This is a genomic window from Bradyrhizobium sp. Arg237L, from assembly GCF_029990105.1.
In the GTDB taxonomy this organism is placed as follows: domain Bacteria; phylum Pseudomonadota; class Alphaproteobacteria; order Rhizobiales; family Xanthobacteraceae; genus Bradyrhizobium.
In genome coordinates, this window is the sequence record NZ_JAQMIL010000027.1 from 25,868 (window position 1) to 44,319 (window position 18,452).

At 60.0% G+C, this 18,452-nt stretch carries 17 protein-coding genes and 1 pseudogene; 2 read left to right on the top strand and 16 right to left on the bottom strand.

Features of this window, described 5'->3' with window-relative positions; genetic code table 11:
* Positions 1-114: 114 nt before the first annotated feature.
* The 4 genes from OZ411_RS18175 to OZ411_RS18190 form a co-directional block, all read right to left on the bottom strand.
* Positions 115-510 carry a hypothetical protein gene (locus OZ411_RS18175; protein WP_282529052.1) on the bottom strand — a complete coding sequence of 132 codons (396 nt, stop codon included), beginning with the start codon at positions 508-510 and terminating at the stop codon, positions 115-117.
* Between the two features lie 166 nt (positions 511-676).
* The gene (locus OZ411_RS18180; RefSeq protein ID WP_282529053.1) at positions 677-1,051 is read right to left on the bottom strand and encodes a hypothetical protein; all 375 of its coding nucleotides are present in this window, start codon (positions 1,049-1,051) and stop codon (positions 677-679) included.
* A gap of 41 nt (positions 1,052-1,092) precedes the next feature.
* Positions 1,093-1,548, bottom strand: coding sequence for a hypothetical protein (locus OZ411_RS18185; RefSeq protein ID WP_282529054.1), 456 nt, complete (start codon positions 1,546-1,548; stop codon positions 1,093-1,095).
* On the bottom strand, positions 1,545-2,417 hold the full coding sequence (locus tag OZ411_RS18190; RefSeq protein WP_282529055.1) for an alpha/beta hydrolase: 873 nt from the start codon (positions 2,415-2,417) through the stop codon (positions 1,545-1,547). Before OZ411_RS18190 ends, OZ411_RS18185 begins: the two co-directional genes overlap by 4 nt.
* Before the next feature lie 147 nt (positions 2,418-2,564).
* Here OZ411_RS18190 and OZ411_RS18195 point away from each other — a divergent pair, with 147 nt between their 5' ends.
* Both OZ411_RS18195 and OZ411_RS18200 read left to right on the top strand, forming a co-directional pair.
* Positions 2,565-3,521: a GlxA family transcriptional regulator gene (locus tag OZ411_RS18195; protein ID WP_282529056.1), complete on the top strand. Its 957-nt coding sequence runs from the start codon at positions 2,565-2,567 to the stop codon at positions 3,519-3,521.
* 1,608 nt (positions 3,522-5,129) lie between these two features.
* Positions 5,130-6,455: a TAXI family TRAP transporter solute-binding subunit gene (locus tag OZ411_RS18200; RefSeq protein ID WP_282529057.1), complete on the top strand. Its 1,326-nt coding sequence runs from the start codon at positions 5,130-5,132 to the stop codon at positions 6,453-6,455.
* 585 nt (positions 6,456-7,040) lie between these two features.
* Here the strand turns inward: OZ411_RS18200 and OZ411_RS18205 are convergent.
* The 12 genes and pseudogenes from OZ411_RS18205 to OZ411_RS18260 all read right to left on the bottom strand — a co-directional run bounded on the left by OZ411_RS18205 (position 7,041) and on the right by OZ411_RS18260 (position 18,423).
* Positions 7,041-8,690 (bottom strand): DUF1254 domain-containing protein, encoded by a 1,650-nt coding sequence (locus OZ411_RS18205; RefSeq protein ID WP_282529058.1) that lies wholly within the window; start codon positions 8,688-8,690, stop codon positions 7,041-7,043.
* A 122-nt stretch (positions 8,691-8,812) separates the two neighbouring features.
* Positions 8,813-9,082 carry a hypothetical protein gene (locus tag OZ411_RS18210; protein ID WP_282529111.1) on the bottom strand — a complete coding sequence of 90 codons (270 nt, stop codon included), beginning with the start codon at positions 9,080-9,082 and terminating at the stop codon, positions 8,813-8,815.
* A 189-nt stretch (positions 9,083-9,271) separates the two neighbouring features.
* Entirely contained in the window at positions 9,272-11,716 is a 2,445-nt protein-coding gene (locus tag OZ411_RS18215) for an arylsulfatase (RefSeq protein WP_282529059.1), read from the bottom strand.
* Positions 11,713-12,654, bottom strand: coding sequence for a formylglycine-generating enzyme family protein (locus OZ411_RS18220; RefSeq protein ID WP_282529060.1), 942 nt, complete (start codon positions 12,652-12,654; stop codon positions 11,713-11,715). Before OZ411_RS18220 ends, OZ411_RS18215 begins: the two co-directional genes overlap by 4 nt.
* 25 nt (positions 12,655-12,679) lie before the next feature.
* Positions 12,680-13,036, bottom strand: coding sequence for an HdeA/HdeB family chaperone (locus tag OZ411_RS18225; RefSeq protein WP_282529061.1), 357 nt, complete (start codon positions 13,034-13,036; stop codon positions 12,680-12,682).
* Between the two features lie 41 nt (positions 13,037-13,077).
* Entirely contained in the window at positions 13,078-13,389 is a 312-nt protein-coding gene (locus OZ411_RS18230) for a hypothetical protein (protein WP_282529062.1), read from the bottom strand.
* Positions 13,386-14,216 (bottom strand): DUF2092 domain-containing protein, encoded by an 831-nt coding sequence (locus tag OZ411_RS18235; protein ID WP_282529112.1) that lies wholly within the window; start codon positions 14,214-14,216, stop codon positions 13,386-13,388. The genes OZ411_RS18230 and OZ411_RS18235 overlap by 4 nt, the downstream gene beginning before the upstream one ends.
* Positions 14,217-14,572: 356 nt before the next feature.
* A complete protein-coding gene (locus OZ411_RS18240) occupies positions 14,573-15,586 on the bottom strand; it encodes an amino acid ABC transporter substrate-binding protein (RefSeq protein WP_282529063.1) in 1,014 nt (337 codons plus the stop codon).
* A gap of 20 nt (positions 15,587-15,606) precedes the next feature.
* Complete coding sequence (locus tag OZ411_RS18245) at positions 15,607-16,230, bottom strand: L,D-transpeptidase (protein WP_282529113.1); 624 nt, start codon at positions 16,228-16,230, stop codon at positions 15,607-15,609.
* A gap of 318 nt (positions 16,231-16,548) precedes the next feature.
* A pseudogene (locus tag OZ411_RS18250) lies at positions 16,549-16,703 on the bottom strand (IS630 family transposase); the annotation flags it as partial.
* Between the two features lie 42 nt (positions 16,704-16,745).
* A complete protein-coding gene (locus OZ411_RS18255) occupies positions 16,746-17,978 on the bottom strand; it encodes a biotin/lipoyl-binding protein (RefSeq protein ID WP_282529064.1) in 1,233 nt (410 codons plus the stop codon).
* Positions 17,971-18,423 (bottom strand): hypothetical protein, encoded by a 453-nt coding sequence (locus OZ411_RS18260; RefSeq protein WP_282529065.1) that lies wholly within the window; start codon positions 18,421-18,423, stop codon positions 17,971-17,973. The genes OZ411_RS18255 and OZ411_RS18260 overlap by 8 nt, the downstream gene beginning before the upstream one ends.
* Positions 18,424-18,452 lie beyond the last annotated feature (29 nt).

The following is an 18,452-nucleotide window of genomic DNA, read 5'->3' on the forward strand; positions in this document are numbered from 1 at the left end:
GGCGGGTCCTTTTTGGCGAGTTGTTGGTGTAATCCTTGGTCCGCTCCGACATGGCTTCACCATGCCCCGCTCGATGTCGATCCGTTGGCGATGGAGCCTGAAGCGCCACCAAGCTCACAACGAGGCGCGCGGATCGCACTGCGAACGCGGAGGTTCGGCGATGAGCATCGCCAGCGGCGCAAGCGGCCCGAGAGCGATCAGCTCGAATTCCATCATTCCGGCCACACCCAGTGGAAGCTTCTCCAGGAGTTCGTGCGCCTCTGCCGTGCTGGTGGCGTTCACGATGAACACGACGCCGCGGTCCTCCGTCCGGGAGAACCACCGCTCGATCTTGCCGGCGAGATAATAACGAACCGTCGCGCGCACCTCATGGGGGCGAACCGAGGCAATCGCCTCCGTGCCCTTCGCCGTGATCGAACCGATCGCCAGTATCTTGGTTGTCGAACCGATGACGGCGGCGAGCGCGGGCAATATCTCGGCATGAACGCGCGGATTCTTGACGTCAGGCATTTTCTGTTTCCTCGCACGGTACTGGTGTGGGGAGCTGGAGCGACGGCGCAGCATCGATCGACAGCACGCAATGCGTGAGGCTGTCAGGCACGCACGAAGGTGATCGAAGCGGTCTCGATGGAGCCTCGAGCGCCACCAAGCTCCCAAACCCCCGCGGATCAGATCATCACGAGCGGGGCGGCCCACCGATGAGCATGGCGAGCGGCGCAAGCGGCCCGAGGGCGATCAACTCGAATTCCATCATGCCGGCCACGCCGAGAGGAAGTTTCTCCAGAAGTTCGTGCGCCTCTACGGTGCTGGTGGCGTTCACGATGAACACCACGCCGTAGCCCTCGGTCTGGAAGAACCATTGCTCGATCTTGCCGGCGAGATGATTGCGAACCGTCGCGCGAACCTCATGGGGCAGGACCGGCGCGATCGCCTCGGGCGTGCCTTTCGCCGTGACGGAGCCGATTGCCAGGATCTTGGTCGTTGGACCAACGACGGCGGCAAGCGCGGGCAATATTTCAGCGTGGACGCGCGGATTTTTAGGGTCATACATTCGATGTTCCTTTCGATCTATTGGTAAGGACCGCCTGCGAATTACTTAGCGGGATCGGTCAGAAGCACGCGGAGCGGGGCGATCGGGCCGAGTGAGATGATCTGGAACTCCATCAGCCCGGCCTGGCCGAAAGGAAACTTGCCCAGCAGGTCCAGAGCCTCCTTCGGATCGGTGACGTTCATCATGAAGACGACGCCGCTCTGGTCCTGCTTGAGGTACCACTGGTCGATTTTCCCAGCGAGATAGAGCCGTACCGTGTCGCGCACTTCGGCAGGCAGGAGCGGCTTCCACCGCTCCGGCGACCCTATGGCTGTGAAGGTGCCGATCGCAAGCAGTTTGGTCGTCGGGACGTCGAGGCTCGATGTTGGTGGCGCTGACTGAGCGAACGAAGCGGTCGGGCTGATCACCGCCAGTACCGTGACGAGGCCAACGGCGCGAGCGAGCTTGGTCAAGCGGCGTACGCGAACGGTGAGCTTGTCGAGCGCGCGCGGGCTCATGACAGCATCGCCTTCGCTACTTGCGCGGGCTCATCGGCCTGCAGCCAATGGCCCGCCGGTATGACGGTGAGGGACGCATTTTTGAGCTGAGATTGACGCCGCTCGGCCATGGCGACAGGGAAGTAGGGGTCGTATTGTCCCCAGATCAGCTTGACCGGAATATCGAGCGTCTCGAGCGCGGTCAGATGCTTGGCGTTTCGGGCGTGTTCATCGAAGAATTCCGCCGCCAACTGCACGAAGGCAGGACCGGCGCCGGGTTGGGCGATGAAGTTGTCGCTGATCAGCGGAGCGATGAACGCGCTGAAATGGGGTCTTTGCGCCTCAGGCAAGGGGTCCAGGAATTTCTTCTGCTGCCATTTCAGCAGCCAGCCAAACTGTTCGGGGCTCTGGGCGATCGCTATTGCAAGGGCCTGCATGCTCCGAGTCGCAAAGAGCGTGATCATCTCGGGCCAAAGAACCGTGGAGTCCTCGCTATAGGCCGAGTTGAGCATGATCGCGGAGTCGACGCCTCCCGGATGGGCGAGCGCGTAGTTGAGCGTCGCCATCCCGGAGGAATCGTGAGCCACCGGAACGATCTTTCCCAGGCCCAGCCCCCCGACGACCGCTTCAAGGTCGCCCAGTTGCTGCTTAAAGCTATAGACAGCGCCGGCGGGCTTGTCCGAGGCGCCGAAGCCCAGGAAATCGAACGTCACCACGCGCCGGCCGCTGGCAACTAGGAACGGGATCAGGTCATCCCAGATATGCAGGTTGTCAGGGAAGCCGTGCATGAGCACAAAGGCCGGACCAGAACCCGCATAGTCTCGAGCGTAGACTTTTCCTTGGCCCCTAGAAATGCGATGCTCGACGAAGGCGGCGTGATCGGAAGACATGCATCATCCTTTCTTCCTCACGGAAGCGCTGACATGGGGGTCGCTTAGCGGCGAAGAGCCCGCGCGAGATTTGTTGCCTTCACTCTAGCGATTGCGGCGGGGCTGACGTAGGTCGTTCTTGCCACCATTCGTGCCACAGGAGCGAAAATGCATCGGGTCGGTTTCATCGTGCCGCAACGGTTTCAACTGATGAGCCTTGCGGCCCTGACGGCATCCGAAATCGTCAATCTGCCTCCCGCCGACCAGCGCTATGACATCCATTTGCTTTCGGAGCATGGCGGTCCGGTTCGATCTTCCGCAGGCATGACGCTGCAAACCGAACCGTTCGGAGATCCCGCCTTTGACACAGTCATCGTGGGTTCGATCACCGAGATGGACATGCCTTCCTCCGATGCGACTATGATCGCGTTCGTGCGGGAAGCCGCCAAGGCGTCGAGGCGGGTCGCCTCGATCTGCAGTGGAGCGTTTGTGCTGGCTGAAGCCGGCCTCCTGAGTGGTCGACGCGCGACGATGCACTGGGCCCATGCAGCTAGCTTCAGGGCTCGGTTTCCGGATGTGAGGGCTGAGGAAGACCGGATCTTCATCAATGACGGTTCGGTCTGGACGTCGGCGGGAATGACCGCGGGGATCGACCTCGTACTGGCGTTGATCGATAACGATCTCGGTCCCGAAGTCGCGAAAATGGTCGCCAGGCTTCTGGTCATGAATCAGCGGCGGATGGGCGGACAAAAACAGCATTCCGCACTCCTCGATATGACGCCGAAGTCCGATCGCATCGAATTGGTCCTGGCGCACATCCGTCAAAATTTGCGGAACCCATTGACGATCGAAGAGCTTGCCGCGGTCGCCAACCTGAGCCCCCGCCAGTTCAGTCGCGCCTTTCTGGCCGAAACCGGCCAGTCTCCAGCAAAAGCCGTGGAGCGGCTTCGGCTGGAGGCCGCTAGGTTCATGATCGAAGAGGGGCGGCACACGGTCAATGTTGTGGCGCAGGAAACAGGATTCGTGGACCGCGAACGCATGCGTCGCGCGTTCCTCCGGACCTTCGGCGTGCCACCGGAGATATTGCGGAGAAACGCTCGACGGGAGGCGGAGGCGGCTGCCTGACCTCGGGCTTTCGAGAAATTTAGGCTTTTGAGTCAGGCACTCAACGTGGCGCCGAACGCCGCTCTCGGTCATCCGGCTCGCACGTGAGCATCCGGGTTCGACATCAAATCATGCCTCCTAGATGACACCTAAAATGAACGACCAACCCACATGAAGCCACGACCGATTCGTTCCTATCTGATGTGCCTGGCGCTCCAGTCGGCGGCTGCTTTCGCCATCCTCGCTGAAATTGGCCGGGCCTTTCGGACAGTGATTGACAATTTAGGCGTGTTGCACCGGATTTCCTGCTCGCTGTCACGCTTTGCGCGTTCCAAGCCGTCTATTGGTATCGCATCGGGAACATTGAGATCCCGGAGTGGCGCAGTATCGCGCTTGGCCATCTTCTCGGATTTGCCAGCCGCCTCAGTTTCATTTTTGGCGGGGCGCTCTTCAGCGTATTCTTCCTTCGACACGCGCCCAAATTAAGTTCAAGTGAAGGCGCGATCATTCTGCTTCCACGGGTCGCGATGCTTCTGGCATCGCTATTTTGTCTGTACTGCTACACCCTGGAGCTCGAGCGTCTTGCCAATGCGCTGCAATCAACTGTTGGCCTGCCCCCGCGACGAACGCATTGATGAGAACGGCGACCGACGAGAGCACGGCGGCTGCCGTTCACATCCCTCATGGAAACGAGCCGTGCGGCACATTCCCATGAGGCTCTCAGTTACGATGTCGTGGCTCAGACCTTCTCAACCGCCTGAGGCCCGGTCTTTGCAAAATATGCCAAAGCGCGAGCGCACTGCATTTGGCGGCAAGCTCCTACGGAAAAATCTGGCTCCTTGGTGTCCTCGAATGATGCCGGCTCGACCAATGGCTGATCGGACGTTTGCGCAAACCAATGGTGAACGACCGTCGAGGAGCAAATCTCCGAGCATCGCACTCGGTCGGGAAGCTCTCACTCAGTCTCTAACGTCGCTGCGCGCAGATGCTCTGCGCACCTTTTTCGGCAGCTCGAACGATACATGCCAGGTCTTTGGGAGGTCAGTTGACACCGGCGTCTCCCCGATTTGCTTTCTCAGCGGGCTGCTATGCGTTTCCGGCATCACGAGCCGCGTCCAAGCCATCAGCAACCGGTCGAGGCCCGAAAGCAAACTCACGTCGTCTTCAACGACCCCTCGCGAAATTCTTCCGTGCTTTCGGCTGCGATATCGCAAGCACCTGCACCGATATCCAATTTCAAACGGCGATCCGACGGCGGCGATTCAATAGATCGGACGCAGTCGGAGCCCGGAAAGGCCGACGGTCACATTGATAGCTACTGAGCCCTCTACCGAAGCTGGCTGCAACGCAAATGACCGTCCCGAGCCACAGGCAAGGACGTTGACGCCGACGCCCTAGCCGAGGGAGCCGTCACCTGACGCCCCGACATATTCGCCGGCGAGAGCTCCGGAGGGCCTGCCGTCGGGGCAAACACCGCCCAGCAGTTCGCCATCGCGGCTTACTTCGACGGATGGTCGATTTGGATCGGCGGCACTTCGTGGCCCCCTTGACCTGCATCGATCAGGCGTATTCCCTGCCGCATGGATTTTTTGATAAAAGCAAAGTTGTTCAGGCATTGAGGCAGTCTTTATGATTTCGATCAGAATGCCTTTCTGGCTCCGCCTTATCTCGCTGCTTGGCGTGATCCTGCTCTGCACCGCAGCAGTGCTGTACGGATATCGTTGGTACAATCGTCCGGTAACGCTGACGCTGGCGGTCGGCTCGATCGACGGAGAAGCGGCCAGCGCGATGTCGACGATCGCCAATCAGCTTGCCTCCGACGGAGCCTCGGTCCGGCTGAAGGTCGTCGACACCGGGACCGCCATTGAAGCAGGCAAACAATTCGCTGCCGGAAATGTCGATCTCGCTGCCGTCCGCGGCGATGTCGGCGACTTGTCTCAGGCCCAGGCCATCGTCGTGCTTTCGCATGTGACGGTACTTCTCATCGCTCCCCCGGGTTCATCGATCGACGGAGTCGACAAGCTCAAGGGCCGGACCGTTGGTGTGCTGGGAGGCGAGGTAAACGCCAAAGTCGTCGATGCGTTGAATAACGCCTACGATCTTGCCCGCAACAAGGCGGTCTTCAAGAACCTCAGCCTGCAGGACGCTCGGCAAGCCGTTCAATCAAAACAGATCAGCGCCCTGCTTGTGGTGATCCCTCTGACGGAGAAGTATCTGACGCTGGTGAAGGGCTTTTTCCCGCAAGGCACAAAGGCGACTCCGGTCCTGATCCCGATCGACTCAGCCGCCGCAATCGCAGAGGCCAATCGCGCCTATGAAAGCTTCGACGTGCCAAAGGGTACCTTGCGCGGATCACCTCCGGTCCCCGATGACGACCAGACGACCTTGAGGACTTCGCTCTATCTCGTCGCACGAAAGAGCCTCAGCGCCGACGTTGCAACAAGTCTTACTCAGAGCATCTTGAAAGTACGCAGGGAGCTACTGCGGGAGAATTCCCTGTTCGCCCAAATCACAGCTCCCAGCACTGACGCGGACGCCTACCTTCCCGTCCATCCTGGAGCTTTGGCTGTCTACAACGCCACAACACAGAGCTTCATGGATGAATACGGCAACTACATTTACCTGGGCCCGATGATCCTTGGAGGAATTGCTTCGGTCCTCGCCGCCGCCTGGAAGTTTTTGGGGATTGGGCAGCCCGAATTCCGGGAGGGGCCCCTCGACACTCTTTACGGCCTCGCGCGCCGGATTCGTACGGTCAACTCCGACAGCGAGCTTTCAGGCATCGAGGAAGAGATAGACAATATTTTGAAGGCCGAACGCCTCAAGGCCGAGGCGGGCGATGAAAACGCCGTCGACGCCGCGACACTGAACGTCGTAGCTCACCGCCTAGAAAACCTGATTCATGACCGCAGAGCAATGCTTTTGGCAAAACCCCCGATCGCTTCGGTAGCATAGAGAGTAGAACAGGCGATTGGACAATGGGGACAGAGCCAACAACCCCATCGAGTTCGCCGGAATCAAGCAGCTGGGCTTAATTGCCCACAGGTGACGCGAAAAAGCTCACCGTCGTAAATCCGCAAGAAAACTAGGGGATTTCTTTTGGTTCGGGCGGGCTTGGGGCAGAGTTCTCCACGTGCGAACCCTATGGACCCTTACAACTATCGAAGCTCTCATTTTCTTCAGATCGGTGCTTTTTTGGCCGGCCCCGAAACGTGGGCAAGTGCGATAGGGGTATTCGCGCGAAACGCGCAGACTCTCTTAGGTTGAGCCACTGGATGGCTGGGGCAGGAGGGATCGAACCTCCGAATGGCGGAATCAAAATCAGTTTGATTATTCAACGATTTCAAGACATTGAAAATGCCTCCAGTGGTTTCAATAGCTTGGCGGTGGTTTCGTAAGGAATTGCGGCTGGCTGGAATCAGTTTCCTATCCACAACGAGCGCTCGGTTCGTTGCCGGCTCTTCGAAGATCTGATGCCACGCACGGCGACAATCAGCGGCTTCTTGCCGGCGCCCTCACTGAGCGCCGGCAAGGCGCTCGTCAATTTACCAGCTCAAAATCACCGGGCTTCCAAGTCTTGTTGAACCACGGTTCGAGCGGTCCGTAGAGCCGCAAGAGCGAATTCCATCCCTTGCCGGGGACCGTTTCAACCCAGTTGCTCTCCTGGCCAGCCGGCGCCTTCGGGCCGAACCAGATCGTCACCGAGCCGTCCGCATTCTTTTTGATGCTTGGCTGGTTGCTGTCGATACCGGCGAGCTTCTGGTTGGTTTCCAGCATCGAGCGGGTCTGATTGTCGTAAACGGTGAAAGACCAGAATTGATTGACCGGGACTGGCGCCGGCAAGGTGATCTTGTAGGTCTTGCCGCCTTCGAGATAGCTACCCTGGGAATCGCGGGCGGAGTACGCGTAGGCAGAGCCGCTTCCGGGTCTTGCTGCCGCCATCGCCGGCGTAATCCCGGTCGCGTAATAATGAAACAAGGACCGCGCATCCAGATTGTAGGCGCCGTTGTCCATGAACTGATAGCTGCCGCCCGGAAAAGCCGTCCCCCATTCGCGGTCGGGATAAATCTTCACGCGCGGATCCCGCGGCGCAAATACGATGGCGCGCGCCGCGGCATTGGCGACGGCAACGGCATCCGTGAGAATCGCCTTCATGCGCGTATCCGGAGCGAACGGCTCGCCTTTCTTGATGCCGATTGCGGCAAAGAGGCCCATCGTTTCCGGTCCGGCAAATCCCGCCGGCTCATTCTGGACCACGGCGTTGAGTTCTTCGTAAAAGTGGAAGGTGTTGGCATGAACCGTATTGAACTTCATGCCGGATGTGTTGACGAATGTCTGCGCGGGTGGCTTGGCCGCGGCCGACAGCGGGTAAACAGCCGCGCTCGCCTTGACGCCTTTTACCGCGCCGGCAACGTCGCCCTTCTCGACAAAGGCGCGATAGAAGATGACAACACCGTTGGTCTTCGGCCGCGCAACGAAATAGCCGCTATCCGGCACAGCGTCCTTGTAGCCGGGTGGAACGAACAGATATTTGCCGCCCTTGCCCCTGTCGGGCCCGGTGAGGCCGACGTCGGTGATCCAGTGGAAGTAGGCGTCATCCGCCGGTCCAAGCACTTTGGGCGGAACCTGCACGACCATCGGACCTTTGTTCAGGTCGAGACAGAGAAACACATAGACGGTCGTCGAATTGGGCGTGAGGAATATGGAACGCGCGTCCATCAAATCTTCGGTGATCCCGATGGCGCCGTTGCGCTCGACTCCGATGCCGCTCAAGCCCTCGCATAGCCCGTAAACTGATGCGGCCGGCATACCCGACATGAAAGCTTCAACCCCCCGACCAAAATCAAGCTGGTCGTAAACTTTCTCGACCGTCTCCTTGTCCGGCAAGCCGTCGAAGAATTTCAGCGTCCCGATGCGAGTCTGCACCGTGTCGGGCGTGAGAATGGATGAAGGCACGTTCGCGGAATATTTTTGTTTCGGCAACTCTTGAGCGAAGGCCGGGGCGACGGTCATAGCAAAGATGGAAACGAGCGTCACGTAAGCTAACTTCATTCGAATTCCCCTGTATTCACGCCACGAAAGATTTCGCAGTTGCACCGGCGATAGGTCCATGCGCCAGCAAGTCATATCGGTAGAGCATGTTGCCTGCGCCTTTTTTCGAAGTCGACATAGAGCGCAATAGTCGAGCATCGCGCTCCAGATCGCGCCGAATGGGCGCGATCGAGATGCTGAACTGCGATGATAACGATATAACGGGTCACGAATTTGGGGCACTGGCTGCCGCCAAGGCTCGTAACCCGTAAAACAAACCTTTAGCGCCGGACCCCGACGCGATTGACACCCCCATTTAGATTGGTCGGGCTAGCCGTTCCAGCGCGGACCGCGGCACGTGCCACCGGCCGAGGCCTGAGCACGACGCCTGCCCTTGCTACGCAACTGGGCGGATAATCAATGTACTGGCAGTATACTACTGCCTTAGCCGGTGCTGGACTGAGAGTGGCACCTGCGAACCCTAACAGGACGCTGGCCGTGAGCCCTGTGACGGTGAGAGACTTAATCGAAAGACACTTCCTCGGATGCATGATCCTCGCGGCTGCCAATATCGTTCCCTTCAGATACTTCTTCATAACGCTTCCTTTTCAGGTTTTGGCCCGGGCCACCATGGCTCGGGCAGCAATGGCAAGCCAGCAAGCTATGTTTCTGGTGTCCCTTTGAACCCGAGGTTCGCAAAAGGTCCGCTGAGCAATGATTGCGAACTTCGGGGGCGGGACTTATGTATATTTCACCTTCACCTCGTTGATCGTTCCATTGAATGCGAAAGGTGCCTTGTCATAGTAGTCGAGCGACACCGGCGAACCGAGGTCGGTGCCGATGTCGAGGCAATCGTTGGCGGTGAAGAGAAGCGGAGCTGAGATCGGCACCTGGCCCTTGGCCACGACCGTGCCGTTGACTTTCAGCGCTACGTTCAACGGACCACCAGGCTTTGGCACCGCGTAACTAGTCTCGATTTCAATCCTCACTTTGCCGGTGCGCAATTTCTGTTTTGAAACGATCCGGGTCCGCTGGATCTCGAACAGATTGTACTCGTAGCAAAGCATTCCATCCTTGACATAGGTCGTAAGGCCCGCGGAGAACGCGCCGAGCGCGTAAAGCACGCCGTTGGCGTCGGCGGGAATGTCCGCGTCGATCGTGACGAGGTTGTTCTTGTTGCCGAGAGCGGGCGCGCAGAACTCGGGCATCCGCTTCATCGTGCCGGCGAACGTCCATTCCTTGTAGGGCGTGGAAATGCGAAGCTCCGGATGCAAGGCAGGAATCCAGAGACCGCCGCCAATTGGAAGGACATTGTTCCTGGTCGCCTCAACGAGGAACATCTGCTTCAGGTCGTCGAGCTTTGCCGGCATCTTGTCGGCAAGATCGTTCGCCTGCGACCAGTCCTCCTCGAGGTTGTAGAGCTCCCACTTGTCCTTGTCGGGCGTCCACTCCTGGATGCCGGGCGGGGTGCCGGGCACCCACGGCGCGCGCGGGCCGAATGCAGACGCCATCCAGCCGTCGTGATAGATGGCGCGGCTGCCCATGATCTCGAAGTACTGCGTCTGCTTCCGCCCCTTTGCCTTGGCATTGTCAAACGCATAAGCAAGGCTGATGCCGTCGAACGGGTCCTGCTGGATTCCGTTCACAACGGTCGGCGGCGTGATCTTCAGGATATCGTAGATGGTTGGCACGATATCGTTGACGTGGTGGAATTGCGCACGCGGCGTGGCATCCGGCTTGATCTTCGCCGGCCAGCGCACTGCCATGGGGTTGCGCGTGCCGCCGAAATGCGAGGCGACCAGCTTGGTCGCCTTGTAGGGTGAACTGCCCGCCCACGCCCAGCCGGCGTGATACATATTATCCGCCTTTGGCGAGCCGAGCACGTCAAGACCGCCGAGTGCGTTCATCGCATCGATGTGCTGTTGAACGGTGCTCGGGATGCCGTTCTGCGCGAGCAATTCGCTGATGGTACCGTTCTGGCCTTCAGCCGACGAGCCATTGTCGCCCCAGACGTAGAAGATCAGCGTGTTGTCGCCATAGCCGAGGCGCTCGACCTCATCGACAAGCCGGCCGACCTGCACGTCCACATGTTCGGCGAAGCCGGCGGCGACCTCCATCAGCCGGCGCTGGAACGGCTTCTCGCTCTCGGGGATGCTGTCCCAGGCTGCCAGTGATTCTGGCCGCGGCGTGAGCTGCGCATTCTGCGGAATCCAGCCCACCTCCTTGGCGCGTTTGAAGGCGCGCTCGCGATATTTGTCCCAGCCGTCGTCGAACTTGCCTTTGTACTTGTCCGCCCACTCTTTCATGATGTGGTGAGGGCCATGGATGGCGCCGCTTGCCCAATACATGAAGAACGGCTTGTCGGGCTGAAATGCCTTGTGGTTTTGCAGCCAGTGGATGGCATCGTCCGCCAGATCTTCGCTGAGGTGATATTGCTTTCCCGGCGCCGGCGGGTTCGGGTGGACGATCGTGGTGTTGCGTACAAGATTCGGCTCGTATTGCGAGGCTTCGCCGGCCAGGAAGCCGTAGAAATACTCGAAGCCGTAGCCGGTCGGCCAATAATCGAACGGACCGGCGGCAGTGGTCTGCTCGGCCGGGGTGTTGTGCCACTTGCCGAAGGCGGACGTGGCATAGCCATAATTCTTGAGGACCTCGGCCACGGTCGCGCTCGACTTCGGCATGACGCCGGAATAGCCGTCCCAGTCGTTCGCAAGCTCTGCGATCTGTCCGTTGCCGACGCGGTGATGGTTTCGGCCGGTCAGCAATGCGGCGCGTGTCGGCGAGCACATCGCCGTGGTGTGAAACCGGTTAAAGGAGACCCCGCTTTTATGAATGCGGTCCAGAGTCGGCGTGTTGATCTCGCCGCCAAAGGTCGTGGGCAGCGCTGGTCCGGCGTCGTCGATCAAGACGATGATAATGTTAGGGGCATCGGCGGGCAGGTGCCGCTCCGCCGGCCGCGGACTGTAGACCGACTCTTGCATCGTCCGGTTGGCGGTGCTGCCGGACGGTTTGGGCGGAAACGGCAGAACCTCTTGGGCTTGCGCGGAGGCCGGAGGCAGAATTCCGGCCGCGGCGCCGGCTGCCACCAGTGACGTGCCGCCGAGCAGGAAATTGCGGCGCTTGATTCCCTCGCGATGTTGTTGCGTCTTATCGTGCGATTTCTTGTCTGATTGATCGTCGCTCATGATGGTTTCCTTTCGCGTAGGACGCATCGAAATCCGAGATGGCTCGTTGAGGTATCAATCGCCTCGGCGTGGCGCGCGGCCGGGCGATAGCGGCGGCAATAATTCGGCGCGCACAGGTGCGAGCCGCCCTTGATCACCTTGCGGGGAATTTTGATGTCGGGTTGGCACGGGTCATAGCTCGACTCCTCCCGGCCACCCCGTGGATTTTCTGGAATGCAGCACGCTTTCGCCGCGGCGCCTTCGTGCTTGGGTGCGTACCAATCGCCGGTCCACTCCCAGACATTGCCGATCATGTCGTACAAGCCGTAGCCATTCGGGGGGAACGCTTCCACCGGCGAAGTGCGCTCGTAACCGTCGGCCTTCAGGTTTTGGTGCGGGAAATTGCCCTGCCATGTATTCGCCATCTGCCGGCCGCCGGGCGTCAATTCGTCGCCCCAAGCAAATTCGGCGCCATCGAGCCCTCCGCGCGCCGCAAATTCCCACTCCGCTTCCGTCGGCAGATCCTTGCCGGCCCATTTGGCGTAGGCGAGCGCGTCCGCAAACGCCACGTGCACGACTGGATGGTGATCGAGTCCTTTGAGATTGCTCCCGCGGCCATACGGATGACGCCAGTCAGCCCCCTTCAGGAAGGTCCACCACTGACTCCAGTCGTTCAGATCGGGCATCCGCGCGGGTGGCTGGAAGACAAGCGAACCCGCATAGAGCATGTGTGGCAGCGCGCCCGGATAGTTCTTGGGATCGGGTGGAAGTTCGGCGAACGTGACGTATTTCGTCGCACGCACGAACTCCTTGAACTGCCGGTTCGTCACTGGCGCCCGATCGATCCAGAACCCGTCCACGGCGACGGGATGCGCCGGCGCTTCCTCCGGATAGTGCTGGTCCGAGCCCATGCGGAAGGTCCCGCCCGCAATCCAAACCATGACGCCGGCTGCGGTCATAGGCCTGCCCGCCTCGTGGCTACGCCTACGGCTTCATCTTGATTCCGAGTTTCGCCCGCATGTCCTTGAACACGACGGCAATCGCCTCGATGATCCTCTGGTCCGGATTGGATTTGCAGTAGACGATGACCTCGTGCTCGGCCTCTTTCGCCCGCTTGATATTCATCTTGCTCTTGCGGGCGAGGCCGTTGTACCAGCCGCTGTACCAGGTGGCGAGCAAGTCTGCGTCTTGCTGAAAAGTGCCGGCAAGCTGGCCACACGTCAATTTCTGGACGTCAAGATATCCATCCTGGTCCGCGTAGGCGCTCAGGTCCGTCTGCGCGCTTGCCGACGACAACATTGAACAGCAGAAGACGGCTGCGACGATCAAGGATCTATACACGAGAATTCTCTCCGGGTTTCGGGTGTCGGGTCTTGCTGCGATCATGGGCATCGAAGGTAGACGCGTCCGTACGCGTCGACGGCCTGAACGCATATAGGCGCGGGAGCCACAACGACTGGCGCGGCTACTGCCGCGCCCGCTGCTATCGCGCCCGCGGTCACGGCGCGGCGGGTCGTTCGGCGGGCCACCCCGGCGTAGCTCAGCGGCGTCGCGGGCCGGCCGATGATCGCGTGCGCGCTGTTCACGAGCGACGTCGAATTCTTCGCAGGAACGCCGTCCCGCAGGAGCAGGCCAGCCGCAAAGACAACAACAACAGCGCAGAATTGCAGGACTCGATATGTCGCGTGGTTCATTTTTTCACTCCGGGAATGGTGCCGTTTGGAATCTCGTCGATCTCGGACAGGGCATTGATCACAACTTTCGTGGCCGAGGCAGGCGCCTTGAATGCGAACGCATCAACAGCCTGCGGCGCGTCCGTGCGGAACTCCTTGATGCGCAGAGTATATTGTGGCGCCGCCGCGACGGCCTTGCTGGTGATGATATACTTCCGCGGAATCGGCCTAGCGCCGACCTCCACCCAAAGCTGCCAGTCGGCGTCTTGATTGCGGAAAGCAAGATGCTCGCATTCCACGCCGTCGACCACGCCGCGCCCGATGTATTTTGCATCGAGCACGCCCATCATCAGCTCATCGTATGAACGCGACAGCAGGAGGTCGGCGCCGGGAAGGGAAACCGAGAATTCGTCGCGCAGGCGTTCGACGAGTTGATCAATCGATCCCGGCGCCTCCACTTCTGCGAAGGCATTGATGTTCTTGCCGAACACGGTCAGCGTTTTGCCGTCGAACACGAGCTCGACGTCGGCATAGCCGCCGACGCGAGTGGCGCGCAGCTTGTCGGGTCGGCTGAGCGTGACCTGACCGGAACTCGTGAACTGCAGTTTCTGGACGTCAGGCGTAATCACCTCGATGTCGGTGTCGAATGTCAGTGCGATCGTCTTTGCGCTGCCGAGATAGTCTGACATCGCTTTGACGATCCTCTCGGCATCCTGCGCCCAACATTGTGAGGCTGGGAGTGCTATGGCGAGGACGCCGGCTAGCCATAGGCGGGAAAGTTGCCGCTTCATCGGTTTTGCTCCATGCTTGTTGATTCGCTCTGGGCGCAAAACTTGGAAGTGGCTCATGTATGAGGACGCTGTACTCAAGATATCCTCGTCCGTCATCAACGCCCAGGAACGTGGCTTTCACCTAGCCATCGCGCCAACTCCCGTCTGGCCATTTCGCGCCAACCGTATGGTCAATGCCGGTGCTACCGAAGCCCTGGCCGCTGCTTTCAACCTCTGTTGTCGGATATGCAATGGGCTGAATTTTTCATCATATGAAGGTACGGCTGAAGCTGCGGCTCCGGCGTAGCCAAGCCGTAAAGCAATGTCCGAAATGCGCTCGTTGGACTCCACGAGCAGGTGGCCGCGCTGTCCATCCTGGCGGCGGCGTTGGACAGAATTGAGAAGTAGTTTGTCGCCATGGCCGGTTGAATGGGTCACCGGATCGGCGGCGCGTACTGGATTCCGCCGTCGGTCCACAAGCCGTTGAGTCCGCGCGGGATGCCGAGCTTGGATTGCGCGCCGACGTTGCGTTCATAGATCTCGCCGTAGTTGCCGACGTGCTTGATCGCGCGCGCGGCCCAATCCTTGGTGAGCCCGAGTTGCTCGCCGAAGGCGCCTTCGGTGCCGACCAGCCTGCGAATATCGGGCTTGGACGACTTTCCTGCGTCGTCGACGTTCCGCGCCTTGATACCCATCTCCTCGGCGTTGATCAGCGCAAAAAGCACCCACTTGACCGTGTTGAACCACTGGTCGTCACCCTGGCGGACGGCGGGTCCAAGCGGATCCTTGGAGATCACTTCGGGAAGGATGACGTGATTGTCCGGATCGGACAGCTGCAGCCGTGACGCATAGAGTTGCGACACGTCGCTGGTCAGCACCTCGCATTTCTTTTCGTTATAGGCCGTCAGCGATTCCTCGGCGGTGGCGAAGCCCATCAGCGTATAGGCCATGCCGTTGACGTGGAAATAGTCGGCCAGGTTCAACTCGGTCGTCGTGCCCGTCTGGGTGCAGACCGACTTACCTCCCAGCTCGAGCGCGGTGTCGATCTTGGCATCGCGGCGGATCAGAAAGCCCTGACCGTCATAATAATTGACGCCGGCGAACAGCAGCGACGTTTCGCGGGCCATTGTCCAGGTCGAGTTGCGCGAGAGCACGTCGATCGCACCCGATTGCAGCGCCTGAAAGCGGCTCGACGTGTCGAGCGGGGTGTAGCTGACTTTCGAAGGATCGTTGAAGATGGCCGCCGCCAGCGCGCGGCAGAAATCGACGTCGAAGCCCGACCACTTTCCGGCTGCGTCCTGCTGCGAGAAGCCCCGCAAGCCCTGGCTGACGCCGCAAGCGAGGATGCCGCGCGCCTGTATTTTCTTCAGCGTTTGCGCCGAGGCGGCACCGGCAAGAACGATCGTCGCAGCCGCGCAGCAGGCGAGAAGTTTCGCAATCTTTGTCATGGTCGCCCCTTATTTCCCAACTAGCTCACTTCCGGCGTCTGGCGCACAATCACCTTGGTCCCGACCGGGACGCGCTCATAAAGATCCATGATCTCTTTATTTGTCAGCCGAAAACATCCCGATGACACGGCGGAGCCGATGGTCTGAGGCTGATTGGTGCCGTGAATTCGATAGACGGTGCCGCCAATATAAAGTGCGCGGGCGCCCATCGGATTTCCGGGGCCGCCGGCCATGAAGCGCGGCAGATAGGGCTGGCGCGCGATCATCTCGTCGGGCGGCGTCCAGTCCGGCCACTCGGCCTTGCGGACGATCCGCTTCAGCCCCGACCACTGAAAGCCTTCGCGGCCGACGCCGATGCCGTAGCGCAGCGCGCGATTATTGCCCTGGACAATATAGAGGAAGCGCTCGGAAGTGTGGACAATGATAGTGCCCGGCGTCTCGTTCGAGCGAAAAAACACCATCTGGTGCTGATACATCGCCGGCAACTGCTCTTCGTCGTCCGTCGGCACGGAGCCGGGCTGTTCGAGGACGTCTTCCTGGCTGGCGGGCCGCATTTGCGCGAAGGCGGGAACGGTGAACAGCGATACAGCAAGCGACAGGCATAGCAAGAGGTAAGATCTTAGAACCGGACTTAGTCGAGACATGTCTATATCCTGTGAGCTTTGACGCGATTCTTTACATGGCGGGATCGCGCCGGAAAAAATTGCCATTTCGCGCGGGCGGGCTTCATCGGCGCCTCGCAAAGGGCGGAAGTCTTTGGAGCCTCGTTAAGGCGCGCTATCTTGCAGCCGTCTGGCCATAAGCCGCCAAAATCAGAAAATTGGGATACCTGCACCGGGTCTGCAAATGGGCGCTGCCCGAAGACACCAATCTGCAAATGTGGCTGGAGCGCCACGACGATCACATCAAGATTTGCAGCAGGTTCGCCGGCACGACCACAAGATCAACAGCCCGATCGGTGTCTTGGCTATCGCGCGCGTGCTACAACCTTCCGCGGCCGACAGAACAATCCGGGCACGCTTCACATTACGCTGCAAGTTCGCGGCGAGCGGCATCGGGCTTCCAGTTCCAGACGTTCCTTCCGAGAAACGCGGACTTCTCTTGCTTCGGGAATCATCCCGATCTTGAATCACGACTCACGTTCCATGAAAGGCGGGTACTAGTGTCCGGTGAGCACCAGCGTCTGGATCGGAAGCATCAGTGCCTGGATGCGCAGCAGCATTGCGTGCACGATGCCGACTGCGTCGACCGCATGGAGCGCAAAGGCGCGCATCGCGCCCGTGTCCTTTGCGAGGATCTCGTGGTGGTTGCTGGTATAGGCATTGGCGATGCAACTGCTGCCGGGCGAGACGTCGTCGAGGCCCCCTTCGTAGAGAGGTGCCATCGAGACCAGAATCGTGCCCGGCCTTGCCGCCCCTCGCACGTCGACCAATTGCTCGCCGCCGCGGAACTGGCCCGCCGCGATATAGTCCTGCACGCCAACGACTATCAAGGGAATGATCGTCCATGGTTTCGAGATGCAGGTTGCCTCCGCGACCATTCCGACCTTCATGACCTGAGCTTCGATCTGATCGAAGCCCGCCTGCAGCACTTTTTCCCCGGCGCCTTGGGGAATCAAGATGCCGGCGGAACGCATCACCGGGTTCACCACATCACCAACGCGAAGAGCAAATTGTTCGACGCGCCCGTCGACGCCGGCGCGAACCGCTGTCTTGTCGAGTTCGACCTGGGCCTCAGCGCGCGCCGCTTCCGCGCTCGCCTTCTGCGCCGGAAGAACGGTCGAGTTCTTGACTTCGGCAGCCTGCCTTGCGGCTTTGGCGGCCGCGACCGAACCCTGTCGGCCGTCGACAAGGACTTGTAGCTTGTCGATATCGCGTTGTGGCACGATGCCGGCGTTGCGCCGTTGCAATTCTTGCTTGGTCGCGAGTTCGTCCAAGGCCTGTTGAAGGGCGCTATTTGCTTCGGCAAGCTGACCGTCGGCTTTATCGATATCCGATCGTGCCGCTGCGAAAGCCGCCTCGACCTCGGCAACCTTACGCTTCGCAGTCTCCAGCGTCGCTTCCTGCTTTGAGCTGTCGAGTCTGAAAATGACGTCGCCTTTCTTTACCGGCGCGCTGAAACCGACGTCCACCGCGGCCACGCGGCCCGAGCCTTCGGGTAGGATCGGTATGGTCCGGTAGAACATGGTCGCGGTCATGGTTGACGGGTGATAGTAGAAAATCAGCGTGATCAACGAGATCGTCAGCAAAAGGCAGGCGATGATGCCCCATCTGAGCTCGAACCACACCGAATAAAAGGTGATTTCCTTGCCCAAGCGCTTTCCCTGCACATAGCGGCGGTAGAGGAAATCCGGCAGCAGCGTGACAAGCGAGCAAAGGAGGATCTCAAGCATGGATATTCTCCTCCTGCGCCGGCTTGGCGACAGGCGGAGCCTTTGCTGCCGCCCTGGTTTCGATTTCGACTTGCTCGGTCGCCTGGGCGCCTTCGCCAGGCGGGATGTCGGCGATCTTTTCCACCGAACCTGCGATCCGACGCAGCGGCGTTCCGAAGTCAGGAAGGTCGATGATCGCCAGCAGCAGGCCCGCGACCCAGAACAGATGAATGTGCGTGAACAGTGCCAATAGCCCGAGCACGGCTACGATCTCGAATTGCAGCTTCTGCGATTTATGGGCCATCCGCTCCGGCAATGTGTGGAGTCGCAGGAAAATGTTGCCGACGAAGAGAACGGCAGCAATCAGAACGATGCCGACGACCACCATAAGGACATCTGTTTGCCCGGGCGCCGTGATGAAAGTAGGCAGATCGTGTGGCGCAGCCGGATTAAGCTGAGCAGTCATGGCGCCCTTCCCGCGAAAACGAGTCGCGC

Bases quoted from the DNA above. Each gene is read 5' to 3' on its own strand.
- OZ411_RS18200 (WP_282529057.1), top strand. From the start codon at position 5,130: ATGATTTCGATCAGAATGCCTTTCTGGCTCCGCCTTATCTCGCTGCTT.
- OZ411_RS18205 (WP_282529058.1), bottom strand. From the start codon at position 8,690: ATGCTCGACTATTGCGCTCTATGTCGACTTCGAAAAAAGGCGCAGGCA.
- OZ411_RS18240 (WP_282529063.1), bottom strand. From the start codon at position 15,586: ATGACAAAGATTGCGAAACTTCTCGCCTGCTGCGCGGCTGCGACGATC.
- OZ411_RS18220 (WP_282529060.1), bottom strand. From the start codon at position 12,654: ATGACCGCAGCCGGCGTCATGGTTTGGATTGCGGGCGGGACCTTCCGC.
- OZ411_RS18190 (WP_282529055.1), bottom strand. From the start codon at position 2,417: ATGTCTTCCGATCACGCCGCCTTCGTCGAGCATCGCATTTCTAGGGGC.
- OZ411_RS18245 (WP_282529113.1), bottom strand. From the start codon at position 16,230: ATGTCTCGACTAAGTCCGGTTCTAAGATCTTACCTCTTGCTATGCCTG.
- OZ411_RS18230 (WP_282529062.1), bottom strand. From the start codon at position 13,389: ATGAACCACGCGACATATCGAGTCCTGCAATTCTGCGCTGTTGTTGTT.
- OZ411_RS18260 (WP_282529065.1), bottom strand. From the start codon at position 18,423: ATGACTGCTCAGCTTAATCCGGCTGCGCCACACGATCTGCCTACTTTC.
- OZ411_RS18185 (WP_282529054.1), bottom strand. From the start codon at position 1,548: ATGAGCCCGCGCGCGCTCGACAAGCTCACCGTTCGCGTACGCCGCTTG.
- OZ411_RS18195 (WP_282529056.1), top strand. From the start codon at position 2,565: ATGCATCGGGTCGGTTTCATCGTGCCGCAACGGTTTCAACTGATGAGC.
- OZ411_RS18235 (WP_282529112.1), bottom strand. From the start codon at position 14,216: ATGAGCCACTTCCAAGTTTTGCGCCCAGAGCGAATCAACAAGCATGGA.
- OZ411_RS18215 (WP_282529059.1), bottom strand. From the start codon at position 11,716: ATGAGCGACGATCAATCAGACAAGAAATCGCACGATAAGACGCAACAA.
- OZ411_RS18210 (WP_282529111.1), bottom strand. From the start codon at position 9,082: ATGCATCCGAGGAAGTGTCTTTCGATTAAGTCTCTCACCGTCACAGGG.
- OZ411_RS18255 (WP_282529064.1), bottom strand. From the start codon at position 17,978: ATGCTTGAGATCCTCCTTTGCTCGCTTGTCACGCTGCTGCCGGATTTC.
- OZ411_RS18175 (WP_282529052.1), bottom strand. From the start codon at position 510: ATGCCTGACGTCAAGAATCCGCGCGTTCATGCCGAGATATTGCCCGCG.
- OZ411_RS18180 (WP_282529053.1), bottom strand. From the start codon at position 1,051: ATGTATGACCCTAAAAATCCGCGCGTCCACGCTGAAATATTGCCCGCG.